A 19,445-nucleotide genomic window follows, 5' to 3' on the forward strand; every position below is an offset into this window, starting at 1 on the left:
CGGGCGAGTGGCGAGGACGACGAGCGCAGTGGCGCAGCGGAGTGTGTGGAGCGGGCTCATGACGGGCGGCGCAGGTGGTCGAGGAGCTGGGTGAGCTGGTCGTCGAGGCTGCGGGCCTCGGCGAGCTGGGTGCGCAGGGCCGCGTCGATCTCGGCGAGCTCGTCGGCGAAGGGGCGCAGCGGGGTCGGCGGGGCGGCGGGGGCGACGTAGCGGCCGGGGGCGAGGTTGTGGTCGTGGGCGGCGATCTCGGCGAGGCTTACGCTGCGGGCCAGGCCGGGGACGTCATTGAAGACGAGGCGCAGCCTGTCCCGAGGGCCAGGTTGCGGGTCGCCGCGCCAGCTGTGGTAGAGCTCGACGAGGCGGGTGAGCTCGTGCGCCTGGAGCTCGCGGTGGGTGCGGTCGGTCATGCTGCCGAGGTCGCGGGCGTCGAGCATGAGGACCTGGCCCCGGCGGTCGCGCAGGCGGGGGTCGGCCTTGTCGCGGGCGAGCAGCCACAGCGAGACGGGGATCTGGGTGCTGTAGAACAGCTGGGCCGGGAGGGCGACCATGCAGTCGACCAGGTCGGCCTCGACGATCGCCCGGCGGATCTCACCCTCGCCGCCGCTGCTGGTGGTCATCGCCCCGTTGGCGAGCACGAAGCCGGCGCGGCCGCGCGGGGCCATGTGGTGGATGATGTGCTGGACCCACGCGAAGTTGGCGTTCTGCGCGGGCGGGACCCCGAAGCGCCAGCGCGGGTCGTGTTGCAGGCGGGCGGCGCCCCAGTCCTTGGTGTTGAAGGGCGGGTTGGCGAGCACGTAGTCGGCGCGCAGGTCGGGGTGGAGGTCGCGGTGGAAGCTGTCCGCGTGCTCGTGGCCGAGGTCGCCGTCGATGCCGCGGAGGGCGAGGTTCATGCGAGCGAGGCGCCAGGTGGTCGGGTTGCTCTCCTGGCCGAACACGCGGAGGTCGCCGTGGCGGCCGCCGTGCTCGACGAGGAAGCGCTCGCTCTGGACGAACATGCCGCCGGAGCCGCAGGCGGGGTCGTAGACGGTGCCGCCGGTGGGGGCGAGCATGGCGACGAGCAGGTGGACGACGGAGCGGGGGGTGTAGAACTGGCCGCCGTTCTTCCCCTCGGCGGAGGCGAAGCGGGTGAGGAAGTACTCGTAGACGCGGCCGAGGACGTCGCGGCCGCGCTGCTCGGCGTGGCCGAGGGCGCCGAACAGGCGCACGAGCTCGGCGAGCAGCGGGCCCTCGAGGCCGGGGCGCTGGTAGATCTGGGGCAGGACGCCGTGCAGGGCCGGGTTGTCGGCCGCGATCGCGGCCATCGCCGCGTCGATGCTGCGGCCGAGCTCGGGCGCGGCGGCGTCGGCACGCACGGCGAGGGCGCGCCAGCGGGCCGCGGGCGGGACCCAGAACACGCGATCGTTGCGGTAGAGGGCCTTGTCCTCGCTGTCGCGGCCGGCCTGATGCAGCTGGTCGCGGTGGCGCTCGAAGGCGTCGGAGATGTACTTGAGGAAGAGCAGGCCGAGGACGACGTGCTTGTACTCGGCGGCGTCCATGTTGCTGCGGAGCTTGTCGGCGGCCTGCCAGAGGGTGGCCTCGAAGTCGAGGTCGCCGCGGCGGGTTTCGGGCTCGGCGGGCTGCTTGCGGCGCAGGCGGGTGACGTTGTGCGGGAGGTCGTCGTCGTTGTCGGGGATCGGTGTCAGCGGTGTCGGCTTGGGCTCGGGCTCGGGCGCAACTTCGGGGGCGCTGGGCCGCAGCTTCTTCGTGCGACGGGGCGGGTCTGGTGGGTCGCTCTCGTCGGGCGGGCCGAGGGCGATGCAGGCCGCGAGCGCGTCGCTGTCACGGAACTCGGGGAGGCGATGGGCGCGGGCGATGGTCCGCAGCTCAGGCGCGTCGAGGAGGCCGAGGAGCTCGCGGAAGCGGCGGTCGGGGAGCATGGCGAGCTGGACCAGGATCTCCCGGCGTGAGCGCGCCGGGGCGATCCCGAGGCTGCGGGCCAGCTCGGCGAGGCGAGGCCGCGCCAGCGCCTCGAGGACAGCGTGCTTCGGGATGAAGGTCATGGGCGCGGGGACGCGGTTTTACGATATTTGCGGCGCGCTCGCGCAGCGACTTGCACAGCGACGCTCGCCCGCTGGTGTGCACGTGATGCGGGGCGTGTGACCCGGTGGGGCGTCGGTTGACAGGGCCAGCGAAGGGGCGCATCGTCGACGGCGGCATGCCGCGACTCACGAGAGGGCGAGCACGCAGTGAGAATCCACGGCCCTACCGGGCCTGCGCACGAAAGTCGGAAGCGAAGCAGGAATGTCGAGAAAACTCTTTGTTGGTGGTCTGAGCTGGAACACGACGGATGATGGCCTGAAGGAGGCTTTCTCTCGGTTCGGCGCGGTGACAGAGGCCAAGGTCGTGACTGACCGCGAGACCGGTCGTTCCCGTGGATTCGGGTTCGTGACCTACCAGGAGGCCACAGACGGCGCCGCGGCCCAGCAAGCGATGGACGGCGCGTCGCTCGACGGCCGTGCGATCCGCGTCAATGCGGCTGAGGACAAGCCCCGCGGAGCCGGTGGCGGCGGCGGTGGTGGCGGCGGCGGCGGTCGTGGCTTCGGCGGCGGCGGCGGTGGCGGTGGCGGCGGTGGTCCCCGCGGCGGCGGTGGCGGTGGCGGCGGTTTCCGTGACCGCGACTCCGGCTTCGGCGGTGGCGGTGGCGGTGGACGTGGTGGTCGCGGCGGTGGCGGCGGCTACGACGACTTCGAGGGCGGCGGCGGCGGTCGCGGTGGTCGCGGCGGCGGCGGTGGCCGTGGCGGTCGCGGGCGCGGCTGAGCTGCCCGCTCGATCAACAAGGACCCGGTCGAGATGGCCGGGTTTTTTTTGCCTGCTCCTCGGCGAGGGAGCTGGCGAGCCGCTGCTGGCTCGGTGAGGGAGCTGGCTGCTGGCTCGGTGAGCTGGCGAGATGAGCGAGCTGCTGGTGTGCTCTCGCTGCTCCGTGGAATTGAGAAGAGACGCCGTCCCGGGCGGGAGGGCGTCTCTTGGGCGTCTCCTTGTGGGAGGCCTCTGACTAGCGCTTGCTGAACTGGAAGCGGGCGCGGGCGCCTGCGCGGCCGTACTTCTTGCGCTCGACCTTGCGGGAGTCGCGGGTGAGGTAACCGGAGCGCTTGAGGCTGTCGCGGTAGTCGCCGGCGATGCGGAGGAGGGCGCGGGCGATGCCGAGGCGGACGGCGCCGGCCTGGCCGGACAGGCCGCCGCCCTTGCAGGTGGCCCACACGTCGTACTTCTCGCGGGTGCCGGTCGCGTTGAGCGGCTGCTCGATCAACTTCATGTTGGTCGGCCTGGCCAGGTAGGCGTCGGCGTCGCGGTTGTTGATGATGATCTTGCCCTCACCCGGGAACAGCCAGACGCGGGCGATCGCGCACTTGCGGCGGCCGGTGGCGTAAAACTTCATGGTATCGGTGGCCATTGCGTAATCCGGGGACTCAGTAGGCGAGCGTGTGGGGCTTGGGCTGCTGGGCGCTGTGCGGGTGTTCGCCGCCGGCGTAGACCTTGAGCTTGCTGTACGTGTGGCGGCCCAGCGGGGAGCGGGGGAGCATGCGGCGCACGGCGATCATGATCAGCTCTTCGGGCTTCTTGGCCAGCATGTTGCGGGCGGTGCAGGACTTGAGTCCGCCCGGGAAGCCGGAGTTGAAGCGGTAGAGCTTGTCGTCCAGCTTCGTGCCGGTCAGCACGACCTTCTCCGCGTTGATGCAGACGACGAAGTCGCCGACATCCATGTGCGGAGTGAAGGTGGGCTTGTGCTTGCCACGAAGGATGTTGGCGATCTGGCTCGCTGCGCGGCCGACCGTCAGACCGTTGAGGTCGACGAGCAGCCAGTCACGACGAATATCTGCGGGGTTGGGGTAGTGGGTACCCATGGGAAGCGGATGGATACGCGAGCGATTCGGGGCTGTCAAGCGGCGGGCATGAGGCGCTGGCGCGGGCTGAGGGTGGGTTTGCTGGCGAAGGGGTGCCAGGTGGGCCAAGTGGGCCAGGTGTGTGAGCGAGGACGCGGGCGAGCGATCTCCTGGGAAGGGGGTGGTGCGGGTGTTGCTGAGGGCCCGGCGCCGAGTGGGCAGGAGGGTTGCCAGGCGGGCTGCTGGGAGCTCGGGAAGGGTGCCATACTGGGGCCGACGTGACCGCCCCCGGCGTCAAGATCCTCATCGCCGATGACTCGAGCAGCGACCGCGCGGCGGCTCGCGGCTTCCTCAGCGAGGCTGGGTACAGCGTGGTCGAGGCCAGCGACGGGCAGCAGGTGCTCGACGTGTTTCAGCGCGAGCGGCCGGCCCTGGTCATGCTCGACGTGGTGATGCCGAAGATCGGCGGGCTCGAGGTGTGCAGGATCTTGAAGGCCAAGGCGAGCGGCTACCTGCCGGTGTTGATGGTCAGCACCCGCAACTCGGTCAACGCCCGGGTCGAGGGGTTGCGCAGCGGGGCCGACGACTACCTCGGCAAGCCGTACAACGGCGAGGAGCTGTGCGCGCGGGTCGAGGTGCTGCTGCGGACGCGGGCGGCCTTCGATGAGCGCGGCGAGGGTGTGAGCGAGGCCCAGGCGGAGGCCGCCCGGGTGCCGCCGACCCCCGAGGCGCAGCGGCGGCGGATGCAGGAGGAGTTCGAGCGGGCCGAGCGCTACAGCGATCCGCTGGCGTGCCTGCGGATCGCGGTGGATGGGGCGGACGAGCGGGCGACCGAGCTGACGCCGACGCTGCGGGCCGTGATCGAGGCGCAGGTGCGGAAGATCGACCTGGTGATGCGGACCGACGAGCGCGGCTTCCTGCTGATGTTGCCCAACACCCACTTCCCGGGGGCCTTGACGGTGGCGGAGCGGATCTCCCGCGAGACCCGCAAGTCGCAGCGCGGCGTGGCCGGTGGGGACGGGGCGGTGACTGGCTTCACGGTGTCGATCGGGGTGTCCTTCTTCCCCAACAAGGACACGACCACGTTGCAGGACATGCTCGACCTGGTCGACGCGGCGCTCGAACGGGCCCGGCATGAGCAGGGCGGGAAGATCTGCCTGTTTCAGCACCAGGGCTACCTGTACGCGCCCGAGGACTGATGCTGCGCCGAACCGCGATCCCACCGGTGCGCTCTGTGCTGATCTATCCGCGGGAGGACGGGCACGCGCGCACGACCCTGCTCGACGCGGTCGAGTACCTGCGCGCGCAGGGGGTCACGGTGGTGGTGCCGTCGGAGGTCGACAAGGTCGAGGGCGCGGACGGGGTGGCCGCGCAGTCGCTCCGCGATGTCGACCTGATCATCGCTCTGGGCGGCGACGGGACGCTGCTGCGGGCCAGCCGCTGGGCGGCGCGGGCGGGCATCCCGGTGCTCGGCATCAACCTCGGGGAGCTCGGCTTCCTCACCGCGTATCACCGCGACGAGGCCCGGGTCGCGCTGGCGGCGGCGGTCCGCGGCGAGCTGGCCTGGGAGCCGCGCCTGCGCATGCGCGTGGAGGTGCGCCGCGGTGACGAGCTGCTGGCCAGCGAGACGGCGTGCAACGACGCGTACATCAAGCACGGCGACGTGCCGCGCCTGCTGCTGCTGGCCACCGAGGTGTCGGGCACGCACATGGCGACGTACAAGGCGGACGGGCTGATCGTCAGCACGCCGATGGGCTCGACGGCCTACAACCTGGCCGCGGGCGGGCCGATCGTGGCCCCGGGGACGCAGTGCCTGACGATCACGCCGATCTGCCCGCACAGCCTGACGCACCGGCCGGTGGTGGTGCCGGGTGACTCGGAGATCCGGATCACCTACGCCGGGCCGAACGACATCAGCGCGGCGTTCCTGACGGTCGACGGCCAGCGCAGCGTGGAGCTCAAGCTCGGCGACCTGGTGGTCGCCACGGTGGCGAGCGAGCCGCTGCAGCTGTGCCCGCCGGGGGTCAGCGTGTTCAAGGTGCTGGCGACCAAGCTCGGGTGGAACAGCGGCTCGGCGTAGCGGCTCTGGCTACCAGGCGAGGTTGCGGTCGATTAACTCCGCCGACTGGCCCCACTGGCGTAGCAGCGCTGGCTACCAGGCGAGGTTGCGGCGGGGGAAGAGGATGCGGTCGTGGTCGTCCTTGGCGGCGATCCAGTAGCCGCCCTCGCCCTCGTAGACGCCGACGATCGGGACGCCGAGCGGCTTGCTGTCGAGGAAGAGCTGGGCCTCGGGGCTGCGCGAGATGTCGGTGAGGCCGTCGACGCGGGCGGTGCGGCTCACGGGGTCCCAGGCCTCGCCGAGGACGCGGGCCTCGTCGGTGGCGTAGCGGGCGCTGTGCTTGCGGGGGAGGTCCTGGAGCTTCGGGAGGGGGGTCGCGGCTTCGGACATGATTTTCAGGGGACCACGGGGCGCGGCGGGGGTCAAGGCGGGGCGAGGGCAGGTATTCGCGGCGGCTAGGCGCCCGCGGCGGGTCCGGTCGGATGCCACTCGCTGGTGTGGCTGCGGAGCCGCAGGGGTCCGCGTGCTCTGGTCCAGAGCATGCGGGGGAGACGGGGGCGCGGGGCTGGGATGGTTGTGCTACAGGGGGTCCGTGCTCAGTTATCTGCACATCCGGGGTCTCGCCCTGCTCGACGACGTGGCGCTCGAGCTGGGGCGGGGGATGAACGTGCTCACCGGCGAGACGGGGGCGGGGAAGTCGATCATCGTCGACGCGCTGGCGCTGCTGCGTGGGGCTAGGGGGCGTTCGGAGCTGGTGCGGCAGGGGGCCGAGTCGGCGCGGGTGGAGGCGCAGTTCGAGCTCGACGGGCCGGCGCAGGGGCGGGTCGCGCCGATGCTGTGTGAGCTCGGGATCGAGGGGGGGGCGGGTGAGGGATTGGTGCTCGAGCGGGTTGTCGGTCGTTCGGGGCGGGGTCGTTCGGTGGTGCAGTCGATCCTCACCACCCAGGGGGTGCTCGAGCGGGTCGGCGAGCAGCTGATCGACATCTGCAGTCAGCACGAGCACCACTCGCTGACCCACGTGGCGCGCCACCTCGACCTGCTCGACGCGTTCGCGGGGCTCGACGCCGAGGCCCTGCGCTACGGCGTGGGCTATCAGAAGTGGCAGGCGGCGCTGGCGGCCGAGGCCGATCTGCGGCGGCGGGCGGCCGAGGGGGCGGCCCGGGCCGAGTTCCTGCGCTACCAGATCGAGGAGATCGAGCGGCTCGACCCGCAGCCGGGGGAGCTCGCGGGGCTGCGGGCGCGGGTCACCCTGCTGCGCGACGGGCAGCGCTGGGCGGCCTTCGCTCGCCAGGCCCACGACGCGCTCTACGAGGCCGACGACGCGATCGCGGGGCGGCTGGCGGCGCTGCTCGACGAGGCCCGTCGCGGGGCCGAGAGCTCGGCGCTGCTGGCCGAGATCCAGGAGCAGCTTGCGGCCGCGCAGATGGCCTGCGAGGAGGCGGCCTCGGCGGCGTCGCGCTTCGCCAATGAGCTGTCCTTTGAGCCAGGTGAGCTCGAGCTGGCGGAGGAGCGGGCGCACGAGCTCGAGGGGCTGCGGCGCAAGCACGGCGGCGAGCTCGACGAGCTGCAAGGCAAGCTCTTGGCGATGCGGGTCGAGCTCGGGGAGCTGGAGAACGCGGACTTTCACCTGGCGGCGCTGGCCGAGCGGGTGCGCGAGCTGCATGCCAGCTGCGCGGCCCAGGCGGAGAAGCTGCATGTGCGGCGGGTGGAGGCGGCGACCGGGCTGGCGCGGGCGGTGGAGGCGGAGCTGGCGGCGCTGCACATTCCGCGGGCGCGGCTGGAGGCGCGGGTCGAGCTGCTGGCGGGCGAGCAGGCCAGCCAGCAATTGGGGCCGCGGGGTGCGGACCGGGTGGAGTTCTTGTTCACGGCGAACCCGGGCGAGCCGCTGGCGCCGCTGACGAAGGTCGCGTCGGGCGGCGAGCTGTCGCGGGTGTTGTTGGCGGTGAAGGGCGTGCTGGCGACCGGGGACCACGTGACCACCTACGTGTTCGATGAGGTCGACGCGGGGGTCGGCGGTGCGGTGGCGGAGGCGATCGGTCGCCGCCTGTACGCGGCGTCGCAGCGGCGGCAGGTGCTGTGCATCACCCACCTGCCGCAGATCGCCGCTTTCGCGGACGCCCACTTCCGGGTCGAGAAGCACACCAAGGATGGGCGGACGATCACCCGCGTGGTGCGGCTCGACGAGGCGGCGCGGGTCGAGGAGATCGCGCGCATGCTCGGGGGCTCGCGGGTCTCGGGCACGGCGAGGGAGCACGCGAGTCAGCTGGTCGCCGAGGCCCATCGCGCGGCCCGCAAGGCCGGGGCGAAGAAGGGGCGCGCGGTGGTCCGGCCGTAGTCAGAAGCGGAAGCGCAGGTTGACGCTGAGGTTCCAGAACCGCGGCAGGCCGCCCTTCAGGGTGCCGTGGTCGCTGTTGAAGCCGGCGGCGGTGCTCTCGAGCGCCTGCAGCGGGGCGACGGCGTTGAGCAACGGGTGGCGGATGCCGCCGACGACGAAGGCGCTGAGCACGTAGCTGAACTCGCCGACGATCGCGATGTTGCGGTGGACGTACGCGCCGCCGCCGACGCGCAGCGGGGCGCTGACGCCGTGGAAGGTGAGGCGGAGGTCGCCGCTGGCGGTCGTGTAGCGGTTGCGCCACAGCTGGTAGTGGATGTCGGCGCCGATGTAGGCGATGCCGCGGCCCTTGCGGATGAAGTGCACACGCAGGGAGGGGCCGACGTTGAAGGCGCGGGAGCTGGCGGTCTGGACGGTGAGGCTCGAGAGGTCGATGGCCAGCGCCGGCACGCCCTGCTCCTTGGCGATCGCGGCCTCGACCTTCGCCGGGTCGAGGTCGTAGAGGGTCATGGCGTTCTCGCCGGTGACGCCGCGCGGGCGCAGGGTGTTCCAGCCGGCGGCGAGGCCGACCTCGAGGATGCCCCAGATGTTGCCGCCGACGAAGCCGCCGAGGCGCAGGCCGGGCGCGGCGTCGTGGCCCGAGCTGCTGCTGCAGAAGCGGCGGGTGCAGCCGCCGGTGCCGACCTGGAGGTCGAGGATGAAGCCGGCGTGGCGCCAGCGCTTGGGGTCGTCGCGCGGGGCGGGGCTGTCTGATGGGACAGGTTTGGCTTGGCTGTCCGAGGGGACAGGTTTGGTGGGGCTGTCCGATGGGACAGGTGAGGTTGGGGCTGGGGTTGGAGCCGGGAGATCGGAGGGACGGGCGTGGTGGGTGGCGGTGCGGGTGGCGGTTCGAGCTCAGGGCCGGGGTCGGCGGGCGGGAGCTCGGGAAGCAGAGTCCGGGGTTCGGCGGGCTCTTCGGCGGGCGGGCTGTCGGGCGGTGGGGGCTCTTCGGCGGGCGGGCTGGTGGGCGGCGGGGGCTCTTCGGCGGGCGGGCTGTCGGGAGGCGCTGTTGGGGGCCCCACGTCGGGGTCGTCGGGGCGGGGGAGGGGGGGCGTCTGGGCCGCGGTGCTCCCGGTCACGAGCGCAGGGACGGCGAGCGCCAGGCCGATGAGGGAGCGCGCGAGGCGACGACGGAGATGCACGTTAAGTGCTGAGTGTCGTCAGCCGCGACAAAGTTACAGTTCGCGCGGCCAGGATTCGTGGGTTGCGGCGATCGGGCGATCGGCGTGTGGGTGCAGCGGTCACCGCCTGGGCCCGGAGCTGGGCTGGCCGCGAGATCGACGAGACGCGCCCCGTCCCCCCCCACGTTGTGCCAGGCATGGTCAGCGGGCGAGCCACTCGTCGCCGAGGATCGCGTAGACGATGTCGTCGCACCAGGCGCCCTTGAACCACACGGAGCGGCGGAAGTGGGCCTCGCGGCGCAGGCCGAGGCGCTCGCAGAGGGCGATGGAGGCGAGGTTGTCGACGTCGATCGAGGCGCTGACGCGGTGCATGCCCAGCTCGCGGAAGGCGAGGTCGAGGACGGCGCGCACGGCCTCGCTGGCGAAGCCCTGACGCTGGTGGGCGCGACCGAGGGTGTAGCCGAGCTCGCCCAGGCGGGGGTCGTCGCAGGTCTTGAGGCCGCAGTCGCCGAGCAGGACCGCGTCGCTGCGGCGCTCGATGGCCCACTGAAACCACGCGCCGGCGGTGCCGGGTCGCTGACCGGCGAGGTTGTGGATCAGGGCGTCGGCGTCGGCCTCGCTGTAGCGCTGCCACGACTGGTGACGCGCGACCTCGGGGTCGTCGCGCAGGCGGGCCAGCGGGCGGGCGTCGGCGAGGAGGAGCGGGCGCAGGCGCAGGCGTGGGGTCGAGAGTTCGCGCGAGTCGGGCTGCACGCGGCGAGGATGCCACGCATGCGCTCGACCTCGTCGGCGAAGAACTCTGGGCGCGATGGGAGCCATCGGCGCCTCCGGACGCTGACGCGCGGGCCGTGTTAGCTCGCGCACGGGCCCGGCGTCGGCGGGGCGGCGGGGGCTTTGGTATGAGGCGCGGGTGTCCGAGGCGTCCGCGGAGCTGCGCCGGCTGAGCGTGCTGGCGACGCCGATCGTCGCGGCCCAGGTCGGGACGATGATGCTCGGCGTGGTCGACACGATCATGGTCGGGGGGATCGGCAGCGACGCGCTCGCGGCCGTGGCGCTCGGGACGGTGTGGGTGTTCGGGACCCTCGTGTTCGGGCTCGGGGTGACGTTGGGGATCGACCCGCTGCTGACGCAGGCGCACGGGGCGGGCGACGGTGCGGCGGTCGGGCTGACGATGCAGCGGGGGCTGGTGGTGGCGGCGCTGGCCAGCCTGCCGATCGCGATGCTGTGGCTGTGGACCGGGGACATGCTGCTGCTGGCCGGGCAGTCACCGGCGCTGGCGCGCATGGCCCACGATTATGTGCTCGTGCAGCTGCCGAGCGTGCCGGCCTTCCTCGGCTTCGTGGTGCTGCGCTCGTATCTTCAGGGGCGCAGCATCGTCGCGCCGACGCTGTGGGTGACGCTGATCGCCAACCTGCTAAACGTGGCCTTTAACTGGGTGCTGATCCACGGCGAGCTCGGGTTCCCGCGGCTCGGGCTCACGGGGGCGGGGATCGCCACCGGGGTGACGCGCACGCTGATGTTCGTGCTGCTGGCGCTGGTGATCTGGCGCCGCGGGCTGCACCGCGGGGCGTGGCAGCCGTGGAGCCGCGCGGCGCTCGAGCCGGCGGGGCTGCGGCAGATCGCCCGGCTCGGGCTGCCGGTGGGGCTGCAGCTCGGGCTCGAGATGTGGGCCTTTCAGGTGGCGACGCTGATGGCGGGCTGGCTCGGCAAGGCGGAGCTGGCGGCGCACACGGTGGTCCTGAACCTGGCGTCGATGGCGTTCATGCTGCCGCTCGGGATCTCGATGGCCGCGGTGACGCGGGTCGGCAACCTGCTCGGCGCGGGCCAGCCGCGGGCGGCCCAGCGGGCGGCGTGGGTGGCCCTGGCGATGGGCGCCGGGGTGATGTGCGGGTCGGCGCTCGGCTTCGTGGCGCTGCGCGGGTGGTTGCCGCGGGTGTACAGCGGCGACCCGCAGGTGCTGGCGCTGGCGGCGGTATTGCTACCGATCGCGGGGGCGTTCCAGCTGTTCGATGGGACCCAGGTGGTCGGCGGCGGCGTGCTGCGGGGGATGGGTCGCACCCGGCCGGCGGCGCTGTTCAACCTGCTCGGCTACTACGTGCTCGGACTGCCGGTGGCTTACTACCTGGCCTTTGAGGCAGGTATGGGCGTGGCCGGGATCTGGTGGGGGCTGACGGTCGGGCTGATGGCGGTCGCGCTGTTGCTGGTGGCGTGGGTCGGGGTGCGCGGGCCGGCGACGCTCGGGTCGGGCGGCGCCGCGGGTCCCGTCGCGCGTTGATGTGTTAGATCAGCGGTATGTCCAAGCCGATCATCGCGGTGTTGATCGCCACCGATTCTGAATTTTCGGCCTGTTATGGTGTGGCGCAGGGGATCTTCAAGAGCCGGGTGGCCTTCGCTTCGAAGCAGGAGATTCTCCTGGATTTTCCGTCCGCGTTCGTCTTTCTCCGGCAGATCGAGGCGATGGGGAATCTCGACGCGGCGGTCGAGGTCGAGGGGGTCCTGTCGCGCTATCATCCGCTGCTGGTGATCGGCGTCGGGATCTGCGCGACGCCGAAGAAGAGCTCATTCTCGGGGGCCCACTGCGATCTCATCGTCGGGACGGAGGTCGTCTATTACGAGCCGAAGAAGAAGCTCCCGCGGAACGAGGAGTGGCGGCCGCGATACTTCCGATCGTCCTTCCCCCCGGAGCTCGCGCAGCGGATCGTCGCTCCGCCGGCGAGCGATTATCAGGGGCTGGTCCCGCCGCGGCGGGCGAGCCCGAACCCGCGGGTGTTTCCTGGCCTCTACGCCTCCGGCGACGGCGTCATCTCGGATCCGCGGACGGTCGACAGGTTGCAGGCCAGCGTCCAGGAGCGCTACGGCCGCGAGATCGCGGCGATCGAGATGGAGGCGGCGGGCATCGCCAGGGCGTGTGAGACGCTGGGGACGCCGTTTCTCCTGGTGAAGGCCGTCTCTGATCATGCCACCAGCGAGAAGAACGACGACTGGCAGCGCTGCGCGGCGGGCATCTCGTTCGCGGCGGTGCTCCGGTGGGTCCAATCGATCTCCTTCGACGACCTCGACATGATGTCGCTCGCGCGCTTCGCCATGCTCCCGACCGACCCTTACGCGAAGGCGGTGCGGGTGGTGCGGGTCGCGGGTTCGATGCTGCCGATGCGCGGCGTGCTGCCGAGCCAGGTCATCGACCAGGGGATCGACGATCTCGTGACGCCGTGGGACACCCTCTCCGAGCGGCTCATCGCGGCCTGGCTGGAGACGGACGGGGTCGGGTTCTTCGCCGAGGAATTGCAGCAGCACCGCCGCGAGGACCGCGTGCTCGCCCGCGGCCGCTGGTGGGTCGTCGATCCGGTCGATGGCACGCAGAACCTCGTGGCGGGCCGCCCGGAGGTGGCGATCTCGGTCGCGCTGGTCGACGACGGCGAGGTCGAGTTCGGGATCGTGGGGATGCCGTTTCGCGGCATCGTCGTCGGCGCGTCGCGGCAGCCCGGCGTCGAGGTCGACGGGCTGGCGTGGTCGCGACGGCGACCCGTCCCGAGGCGCCTCGAGGAGGCGGTGATCGGGCTGCCGGGCGACCTGCGACGCCTGCGTACGACCGGCGTCGACCGCCTGTTCTCGGCGATCCTCCCGCGCGTCGCTGGCATCCGCGTCACCGGGGCGCTGGCCTACGATCTGGCCGCGCTGGCGATGGGCGAGATCGACGCCCGGATCTCGACCTCGGCGAAGACCGTCGACGTCGCTGCGGGGCTGTTCCTGGTCGAGCAGGCTGGGGGCATCGTGACCGACCTCCGGGGCGCGCCGTGGGTCCCGGGCGGCATCGGTTTGCTCGCGGCGGCGTCGATTCCACTGCACGCCGCGCTGCTGGAGATTGTCGCCGACCTGGGGCTCCCGCTGTGGGAGTAGCGGTCAGAGCCCCAGCGCGCGGCGGAGCTTGCCGAATGCGCCAGGATCGCCGTATGCGGCGAGGCGTCGCTCGTGTGGCATCTCGCCCATCGTCTCGGTCGCGCCGTCCGGGATGAAGAGTGGAGCCCAGTGGATGCCTCCGTCGCCGCGTGGCGCCGCAGCGATCGTGCCGCGAATGTTGCCCTCAAACAGTCGCAGGGACTTGCCGTCGCACAGACACACCAGCTGGCGGACCTCGGCCCGGCGGGAGGCGCCGGGGCCGATCAGGTTGCAGAATTCGACCAGGGTGAGGCGCTCGCAGAAGAGCCGCGCCAGCGGCCCGGGCAGGCCGCCCAGGGCGTCGACGTAGAGCCCGCCGTGCTCGACGAAGAGCGGCGCTGCGACGCGTCGGTAGGCGGCCATGGCCTTCTCCCGGACGATCTCCTCGAGGTCATACGATAACAGCTCGGGCACGGTCTGGCGCAGCGACTTCGGCGGGTGCGGGCTGTCGTGGAAGAACCGGGCGAGGTCCTCGTGCTTGCGCTCGTTGGAGGAGCTGAAATAGAGGATCATCGCGGATCTCCCGGCTGGAGCGCGCCCAGCAGCTGGGCGACGCTGCGGGTCTTGTCGCTGGGGTCGAGCGCGATGACGTCGATGTGCCAATCTTCCAACAGCCGGGGCTGGACCAGGCCGGCGCCGAAGGTCGCCCAGTAGCAGCGAAACTCCGGGGCGACGGCCTGCTGCTGCGGCTGACGCTCGCGGCGCATCTGGTTCATGCGATACCAGATATAGCGAATGTTGACGTCGCTAAAGCTATAGCCGAGAAACAGGAAGACGTTGCCGAGCATGTCCGAGCGCAGGCGCTGATCGGGGGCGGCCTCAAGGCGAAAGCGGTCGAAGTAGTGCGCCTCGGTGAGCACGACGGTCTCGGGGAACTCGAGGTCGCCGTGGAATTTGATCACCTGACAGGCGCTCGGGTCGACCGGTCGCATGAAGTCGGCGAGGCGGGCGAGGGTGACGGCCCGCTTGCCGGCGTCCGTCAGGGCGCCCTCGATGTGGCGCTCGAAGTTCGTGGTGTAGATCGTGCGAAAGCCGCAGCGCGCGAGCGCCTGGTGCTGCAGCGACCGTCGCCGCCGCTCGTCCGCGACCTCGTCGTGGAACCTCTCGCGCATGCGGGCGATGAACCAGGGCAGGCCGCCGTCGTGCTCGAGCGCGAAGAACCCCGCGAGCTGGGAGGAGAGGCCGTGGAGCTCGAACAGCGCCGGCTCGTAGCCGAGCGACGTGCCCATCCATCCCATGAGCTCGCTCCACAGCGGCAGCCCCAGCGGCGCGGAGAAGCCTGCGCCCAGGAAGGGGATCAGGCGGCCTTCTGCGTGGGCCGTTCGGAGGCGAGGGACGGCCTCTGCGAGCGTGAGTACGGGCATGAGGAGCCGCGACTATAGCGGACCCCCGTGCGCGGGACCTACACGTTTGCTTGCTGCGGATGGGCCGCGGCGACGGGCCACCCGGTGGCCCGTCCGCGGCGCCTCGGGGCTACTCGCAGGTGACGTTCATCGTCTGGCTCGGACCGTTGCAGGTGGCCGAGTTCATGCCGCCCCAGTTCGGGTTGTTCGGCTGGATGCACGGACGGACGGTGTGGCCGACGTTGCACTGGCAGATGCCCGCGGTGGTGGTGATCTCGACGCCGTTGCCGCAGTTCCCGATCCGCCAGGTGTCGCCGCCGCAGACGGTGTTCGACACGAGGCCGTTCTTGAGGTTCTGGCAGATCGTGTCCGCGGCGGCCCCCATGCACACCTTGCCGACCATGTCGTTGCTGCCGTTCATGGTGATCTTGGTGTACGGCCCGGTCAGCGTCGTGCGGAAGGTGTTCCACGCCGGGCACAGGGCCTCGGCGTCCTGACCCGTGTTGAACATGCCGGTGAAGGTCTTCTTGAGCGACTTGCAGGTGTTGCTGCAGCCGTCGTTGTCGACCATGTTGCCGTCGTCGCAGTCCTCGACGCCCATCTGGACCACCATGTCGCCGCACTTGGCCTTCTTGCAGGTGTTGAGGCAGGCGTCGGTGTTGACCATGTTGGCGTCGTCGCACTCGTCGACGCCCATCTGGACCAGGCCGTCGCCGCACTTGGCGTTCTTGCAGGTCTTGAGGCAGGCGTCGGTCTCGACCATGTTGCCGTCGTCGCACTCGTCGACGCCCATCTGAACCACCGCGTCGCCGCACTTGGCGGTCTTGCACATCGCCGTGCACTTGTCGGTGTCGACCATGTTGCCGTCGTCGCAGTCCTCGACGCCCATCTGGACGAAGGTGTCGCCGCACACCGCGTTCTTGCACGTCGACGTGCACATATCGGTGTCGACCATGTTGCCGTCGTCGCAGTCCTCGGTGCCGGCCTGGACGGCCATGTCGCCGCACTTCGCGGCGAGGCAGGTGGACAGGCACGCGTCGGTGTCGTCCATGTTGCCGTCGTCGCACTCCTCGGGCGCCTGCTTGATGCCGTCGCCGCAGGCCGCGGAGGCGCAGGTGTTGCTGCAGTCGTCGTCGTCGACCTGGTTGCCGTCGTCGCAGGCCTCGCCGGGTCCCACGAGGCTGTCGCCGCAGATCGCGGTCTTGCACATGGACGTGCAGGCCTGGTCGTCGGCGTTGCCGGCCCCGTCGTCGCACTCCTCGCCGCCGGCCAGGATGAAGCCGTCGCCGCAGGTGGGGTTCTTGCAGGTGCTGGTGCAGGCGTCGGTGTCGTCAGCGTTGCCGTCGTCACACTCCTCGCCGTCGTCGACCACGCTGTCGCCGCAGACCGGGTCGGCCGTCGAGGTGGACGACGGGTCGGTGGTCGGGGTGTCGGTCGTGGCTGACACGTCGGTGGTCGGCGTGTCGGTGGTCGGGGTGTCGGTCGTCGAGTCGCTGGTCGGCGAGCCCGTCGTCGAGATGTCCGTCGTCATCGGGAACGTGGACGAAATGGTGCTGGTCGACCCGCCCCCGTCGTCGCTACAGCCCGCGAGCATCACAGCCAAAGCACCCGACAACCCCACCCATTGCATGCGAATTTTCATGCCGCCATGAGACCCGAAGGGGCCGTGCGCCGCAAGCGTTGCGAGCGAGGCGCGGCGCTGGCATCGAGCGTGCGCGCTGCGGCGTGCTTCGCCTGCGATCATGTCGTCGCTTGCAGGGCGTGACCTCCTCGCAGAGGGCCTCATAGCGACCGTTGTGCGACGAGCGAATGTGCGGGGTTTGAGCCTCAGGCGCGCGAGGTAGCCCGCGGGCGGCGGCGGAACGCGAGGACGAGCAGGCCGAGGCCGAGAGCGGCGATCGGCGGGGCGTCGTCGTCGCTGCGGCAGCTGCAGCCGTCGTCGTCGAGCTGGCCACCGTCGCCGTCGTCGCCGACTTCGCCGCTGCTGCTGTCGCTGGCGCCGGAGGTCGGCTCGCCGGTGGTGGGCGGGTCCTCGCCCTCGCTGTTGCAGGTGGCGTCGCAGCCGTCGCCGGGCTGCTGGTTGCCGTCGTCGCAGGCCTCGCCGGGGTCCTGCTTGCCGTCGCCGCAGCTGGACTGTGCGAGCGGGTTGACGCCGACGACGCAGAACTCGTCGACGTTCCAGCCGGCGAGCTCGAGGCCCTCGTCGGAGCGGAGCTGGTAGGCGACCTGGACCGCGCCGTCGACGATGCCGGGGGTGATGTCGATGTCGTGGAAGCGCCACTCGAGGTCGCGGTGCTGCATGTTGCTGGCGTCGCCCATGTTGCTGTCGAGGTTGCGCCACGCGGCCAGGCCGTTGACGAGGATCGTGGCCTGGTCGAAGTGGGCGTCCTCGACGCCGAGCCAGCGGCGATACTGCAGGCGGACCTTCTTGAAGCCCTGGGTCTTGATGGGCGGGCTGGTGAGGGTGCTGCTGGACTTGGGCTTGTAGGTGCCGGCGAGGTTGATGCCGAAGACCTCGCTGCCGGCGTAGGCGGCCTTGGGATCGCCGCCTTGGCCGCCCGGGGGGCCCTGCTCGAAGCCACCCTTGATCTCCCAGCCGTCGCCGTCGGCGGGGCCCTCGAAGCCGCTGCAGTAGAGCGGGGTGACCTCGCCCTGATACAGCTGATACCAGGGGTCGGCGAGGTTGATCGGGAAACTGACAGTGGTCGCGTCGCTGAGCTCGGCGACGACCTGGTACTCGGTCACGGTGTCGGCGGCCGCGGTCGGGAGGAGGGCGGTGAACTTCTGGTCGGCGAGGTCCATAGCGACCTCCTTGACGTCGGGGTTGCCGAACAGCCGCCAGCGCAGGACGGCGCTCGTCGGCACGAGGTCGACGCAGGCCTTGGGCTGGCCGCCGATGGCGAGGGTGACGGGGATGCCCGCGGGCGTGGCGGCGGCGAGGGTCACGGTGGCGCCGATGTCGGCGGGGCCGAGCAGGCCGTGGGCGTAGAAGGCCCGGTTGATCTCGCACTCGTTGGGGGTGCCGTTGCTGAGGTCGCCGTCGTCGTCGTCGACCACCAGGGCCTCGGGGTACATGCTCGGGATGTCGACGGCGCGGCGGATCGACTCGAACCAGATCTTGTCGGTGAGGGCGGTGCCCTCGGCGGGGCCGAGCTTGTCGCGCAGGTCAGCGCGCAGGTCCCAGAGGGTGCCGGCGATGATGAGGCCGGTCGCGTGCGGGTCGGGCTCGATGTCCTCGGGCCAGCGCGCCTCCTGGCCCTGGGGGTTTAGCTCGCGCAGCGGGCCGCTCGGGGCGTCGACGAAGAAGCCGCGGCCGAGGCCGGAGTCGTCGGTGATGGTGGCGCTGAGGTAGTCGCTGATGCCCTCGGAGAGCGCGCCCTCGAAGGCGCCGACGCCGGGGATGAGGCCCTGCTGATGCACCGAGTGGCCAAACTCGTGATAGACGATGTCGGCGATCCGCCCGGTGTTCTCGCAGCCCATGCCGGCGGCGAAGAAGTTGATCGCGTCGCCCTCGGAGAAGGCGTTGCACACGTCGTTGATGTTGACGCGCACCGCGAGGTTCTGGTCGAGGTAGGCGAAGTCGGGGGCGATGCCCCGCACGTACTCCTTCACCCGGGCGGCGTGGATGTACGAGGCCAGCTGGGCGTCCTGCAGCTCGTCCTTGGCCGCGCTCCACACGGCGACGCCGCCGGGCTCGAGGACGAGGTCGGTCTTGGTGTTCATGCCGGCCTGGTTGCTGATGCTGACGAGCTCGCCGAGGACTCCGGTCGCGACCACCGCGTCCATGCCGTCGGCGATCGTCAGGACGCCGTCGGCGTCGGTGACGCCGGGGACGTCGGCGATGAAGATCTTGAGCCGCGGCGCGGGCAGGTCGGCGCGCTCGCCCTGCGGGCCGCGCTTCGGGACGTCGAACTTGAGGGTGCCGGTGGCGAAGCGCAGGGTCTGCTCGCGGGCGACGGGCTCGCCGGTGGCGGCGTCGACGTAGACGTCGAAGCGGCCGAGCGGGCGCTCGGCGGCGACCTGGACGCGCAGGACCTCGCGGTCGCTGCGGTGGCGGCCGGCGATCAGCGGGAGGATGAAGGGGCCGTCGACGGCGGTGACGGTTGCGCTGGCGGCCGCGTCGGCGCGGACCCAGGCGAGCGCGCGGGCGCGGGCGGTGGCGGGGTCGACGGGCGCATCGGTGAGCGCAGCGGCGACGCGGGGGAGCGCCTCGGAGCCGATCATGACGAGGCGGTCGGCCTTGAAGCGGAAGCTGAGCTGGCCGCCGAGGACCGGGCGGCCGCGGTGCTGCTGGCGGAAGCCGACGCTGCGGACACCGGCGCTGAGGTCGTTGCTGGCGAGGATGAAGTCGTCGACGCGGCTGCCGGGGGCGAGCAGGGCGAGGTGCTGGCTCAGGAGCTCGCGGGCGTGGCGGGCGGCGATCGCCGGGTCGGCGACGCTGCCGGGCGCGGGCGTGCCGGCGCCCCAGATGCGCAGGGGGACGTCACTGTCACTATCCCAGATCGTGTCCGTGGCGGCGATCGCCGCGGCGAGGGCGGCGTGCGGGCGCAGGGCGTGGGCCGGGGTCTGGTTCCAGGCGACGGCGCGCTGGGTCCGGACGCGGCCGTGGTCGGCGCGCTCGAGGCCGTGGACGGCGGGCCCGCCGACGCTCGCTGGCCGCGGCGCGAAGGCCGTGGCGGTGTCGCTGAGGAGGAGAGCGGCCAGCCCGAGGGCGTGGCTGCCGAGAAGGATTGGGTTCCTGGCAAAGCGCACATT

The 19,445-nt window shown here is 71.5% G+C and carries 16 protein-coding genes; 6 read left to right on the forward strand and 10 right to left on the reverse strand.

The window, feature by feature from the left end; translation table 11 throughout:
• Window positions 1–56: 56 nt before the first annotated feature.
• A complete protein-coding gene (locus IPJ59_RS35215) occupies window positions 57–2,039 on the reverse strand; it encodes a class I SAM-dependent DNA methyltransferase (RefSeq protein ID WP_293275599.1) in 1,983 nt (660 codons plus the stop codon).
• 241 nt (window positions 2,040–2,280) lie between these two features.
• On the opposite strand from IPJ59_RS35215, the gene IPJ59_RS35220 reads away from it, so the two are divergent.
• On the forward strand, window positions 2,281–2,796 hold the full coding sequence (locus IPJ59_RS35220; protein WP_293247112.1) for an RNA recognition motif domain-containing protein: 516 nt from the start codon (window positions 2,281–2,283) through the stop codon (window positions 2,794–2,796).
• A gap of 235 nt (window positions 2,797–3,031) precedes the next feature.
• Here the strand turns inward: IPJ59_RS35220 and rpsI are convergent, their stop codons facing one another.
• Window positions 3,032–3,430 carry a 30S ribosomal protein S9 gene (rpsI, locus tag IPJ59_RS35225; RefSeq protein ID WP_463673391.1) on the reverse strand — a complete coding sequence of 133 codons (399 nt, stop codon included), beginning with the start codon at window positions 3,428–3,430 and terminating at the stop codon, window positions 3,032–3,034.
• 16 nt (window positions 3,431–3,446) lie between these two features.
• Window positions 3,447–3,881, reverse strand: a complete 435-nt coding sequence (gene rplM, locus IPJ59_RS35230) for a 50S ribosomal protein L13 (protein WP_293247118.1) — start codon at window positions 3,879–3,881, stop codon at window positions 3,447–3,449.
• A gap of 257 nt (window positions 3,882–4,138) precedes the next feature.
• On the opposite strand from rplM, the gene IPJ59_RS35235 reads away from it, so the two are divergent.
• Together IPJ59_RS35235 and IPJ59_RS35240 are read left to right on the forward strand one after the other, a co-directional pair.
• On the forward strand, window positions 4,139–5,059 hold the full coding sequence (locus IPJ59_RS35235) for a GGDEF domain-containing response regulator (RefSeq protein WP_293275600.1): 921 nt from the start codon (window positions 4,139–4,141) through the stop codon (window positions 5,057–5,059).
• Entirely contained in the window at window positions 5,059–5,940 is an 882-nt protein-coding gene (locus IPJ59_RS35240; protein WP_293247124.1) for an NAD(+)/NADH kinase, read from the forward strand. The genes IPJ59_RS35235 and IPJ59_RS35240 overlap by 1 nt, the downstream gene beginning before the upstream one ends.
• Window positions 5,941–6,012: 72 nt before the next feature.
• On the opposite strand, the gene IPJ59_RS35245 is transcribed toward IPJ59_RS35240, so the two are convergent.
• Window positions 6,013–6,309 (reverse strand): hypothetical protein, encoded by a 297-nt coding sequence (locus IPJ59_RS35245; RefSeq protein WP_293275601.1) that lies wholly within the window; start codon window positions 6,307–6,309, stop codon window positions 6,013–6,015.
• Window positions 6,310–6,511: 202 nt separating this feature from the next.
• On the opposite strand from IPJ59_RS35245, the gene recN reads away from it, so the two are divergent.
• On the forward strand, window positions 6,512–8,254 hold the full coding sequence (gene recN, locus IPJ59_RS35250) for a DNA repair protein RecN (protein ID WP_293247130.1): 1,743 nt from the start codon (window positions 6,512–6,514) through the stop codon (window positions 8,252–8,254).
• On the opposite strand, the gene IPJ59_RS35255 is transcribed toward recN, so the two are convergent.
• Window positions 8,255–8,761 carry a hypothetical protein gene (locus IPJ59_RS35255; protein ID WP_293275602.1) on the reverse strand — a complete coding sequence of 169 codons (507 nt, stop codon included), beginning with the start codon at window positions 8,759–8,761 and terminating at the stop codon, window positions 8,255–8,257.
• Between the two features lie 851 nt (window positions 8,762–9,612).
• On the reverse strand, window positions 9,613–10,164 hold the full coding sequence (locus IPJ59_RS35260; RefSeq protein WP_293247136.1) for a GNAT family N-acetyltransferase: 552 nt from the start codon (window positions 10,162–10,164) through the stop codon (window positions 9,613–9,615).
• 157 nt (window positions 10,165–10,321) lie between these two features.
• Here IPJ59_RS35260 and IPJ59_RS35265 point away from each other — a divergent pair, with 157 nt between their 5' ends.
• Both IPJ59_RS35265 and IPJ59_RS35270 read left to right on the forward strand, forming a co-directional pair.
• Window positions 10,322–11,686 carry an MATE family efflux transporter gene (locus IPJ59_RS35265; protein WP_293275603.1) on the forward strand — a complete coding sequence of 455 codons (1,365 nt, stop codon included), beginning with the start codon at window positions 10,322–10,324 and terminating at the stop codon, window positions 11,684–11,686.
• A 17-nt stretch (window positions 11,687–11,703) separates the two neighbouring features.
• Entirely contained in the window at window positions 11,704–13,308 is a 1,605-nt protein-coding gene (locus tag IPJ59_RS35270) for an inositol monophosphatase family protein (protein ID WP_293247142.1), read from the forward strand.
• Between the two features lie 3 nt (window positions 13,309–13,311).
• Here IPJ59_RS35270 and IPJ59_RS35275 read toward each other — a convergent pair whose 3' ends face one another.
• From IPJ59_RS35275 to IPJ59_RS35290, 4 genes are all read right to left on the reverse strand, one after another.
• Window positions 13,312–13,860: a non-canonical purine NTP pyrophosphatase gene (locus tag IPJ59_RS35275; protein WP_293247145.1), complete on the reverse strand. Its 549-nt coding sequence runs from the start codon at window positions 13,858–13,860 to the stop codon at window positions 13,312–13,314.
• Entirely contained in the window at window positions 13,857–14,711 is an 855-nt protein-coding gene (locus tag IPJ59_RS35280) for an SIR2 family protein (protein ID WP_293247148.1), read from the reverse strand. Before IPJ59_RS35280 ends, IPJ59_RS35275 begins: the two co-directional genes overlap by 4 nt.
• Before the next feature lie 109 nt (window positions 14,712–14,820).
• Window positions 14,821–16,221, reverse strand: a complete 1,401-nt coding sequence (locus IPJ59_RS35285) for a DUF4215 domain-containing protein (protein WP_293275604.1) — start codon at window positions 16,219–16,221, stop codon at window positions 14,821–14,823.
• A gap of 296 nt (window positions 16,222–16,517) precedes the next feature.
• Window positions 16,518–19,442 (reverse strand): MYXO-CTERM sorting domain-containing protein, encoded by a 2,925-nt coding sequence (locus IPJ59_RS35290; RefSeq protein ID WP_293275605.1) that lies wholly within the window; start codon window positions 19,440–19,442, stop codon window positions 16,518–16,520.
• Window positions 19,443–19,445 lie beyond the last annotated feature (3 nt).

The organism is Nannocystis sp. (assembly GCF_016714285.1).
Lineage (GTDB): Bacteria > Myxococcota_A > Polyangia > Nannocystales > Nannocystaceae > Nannocystis.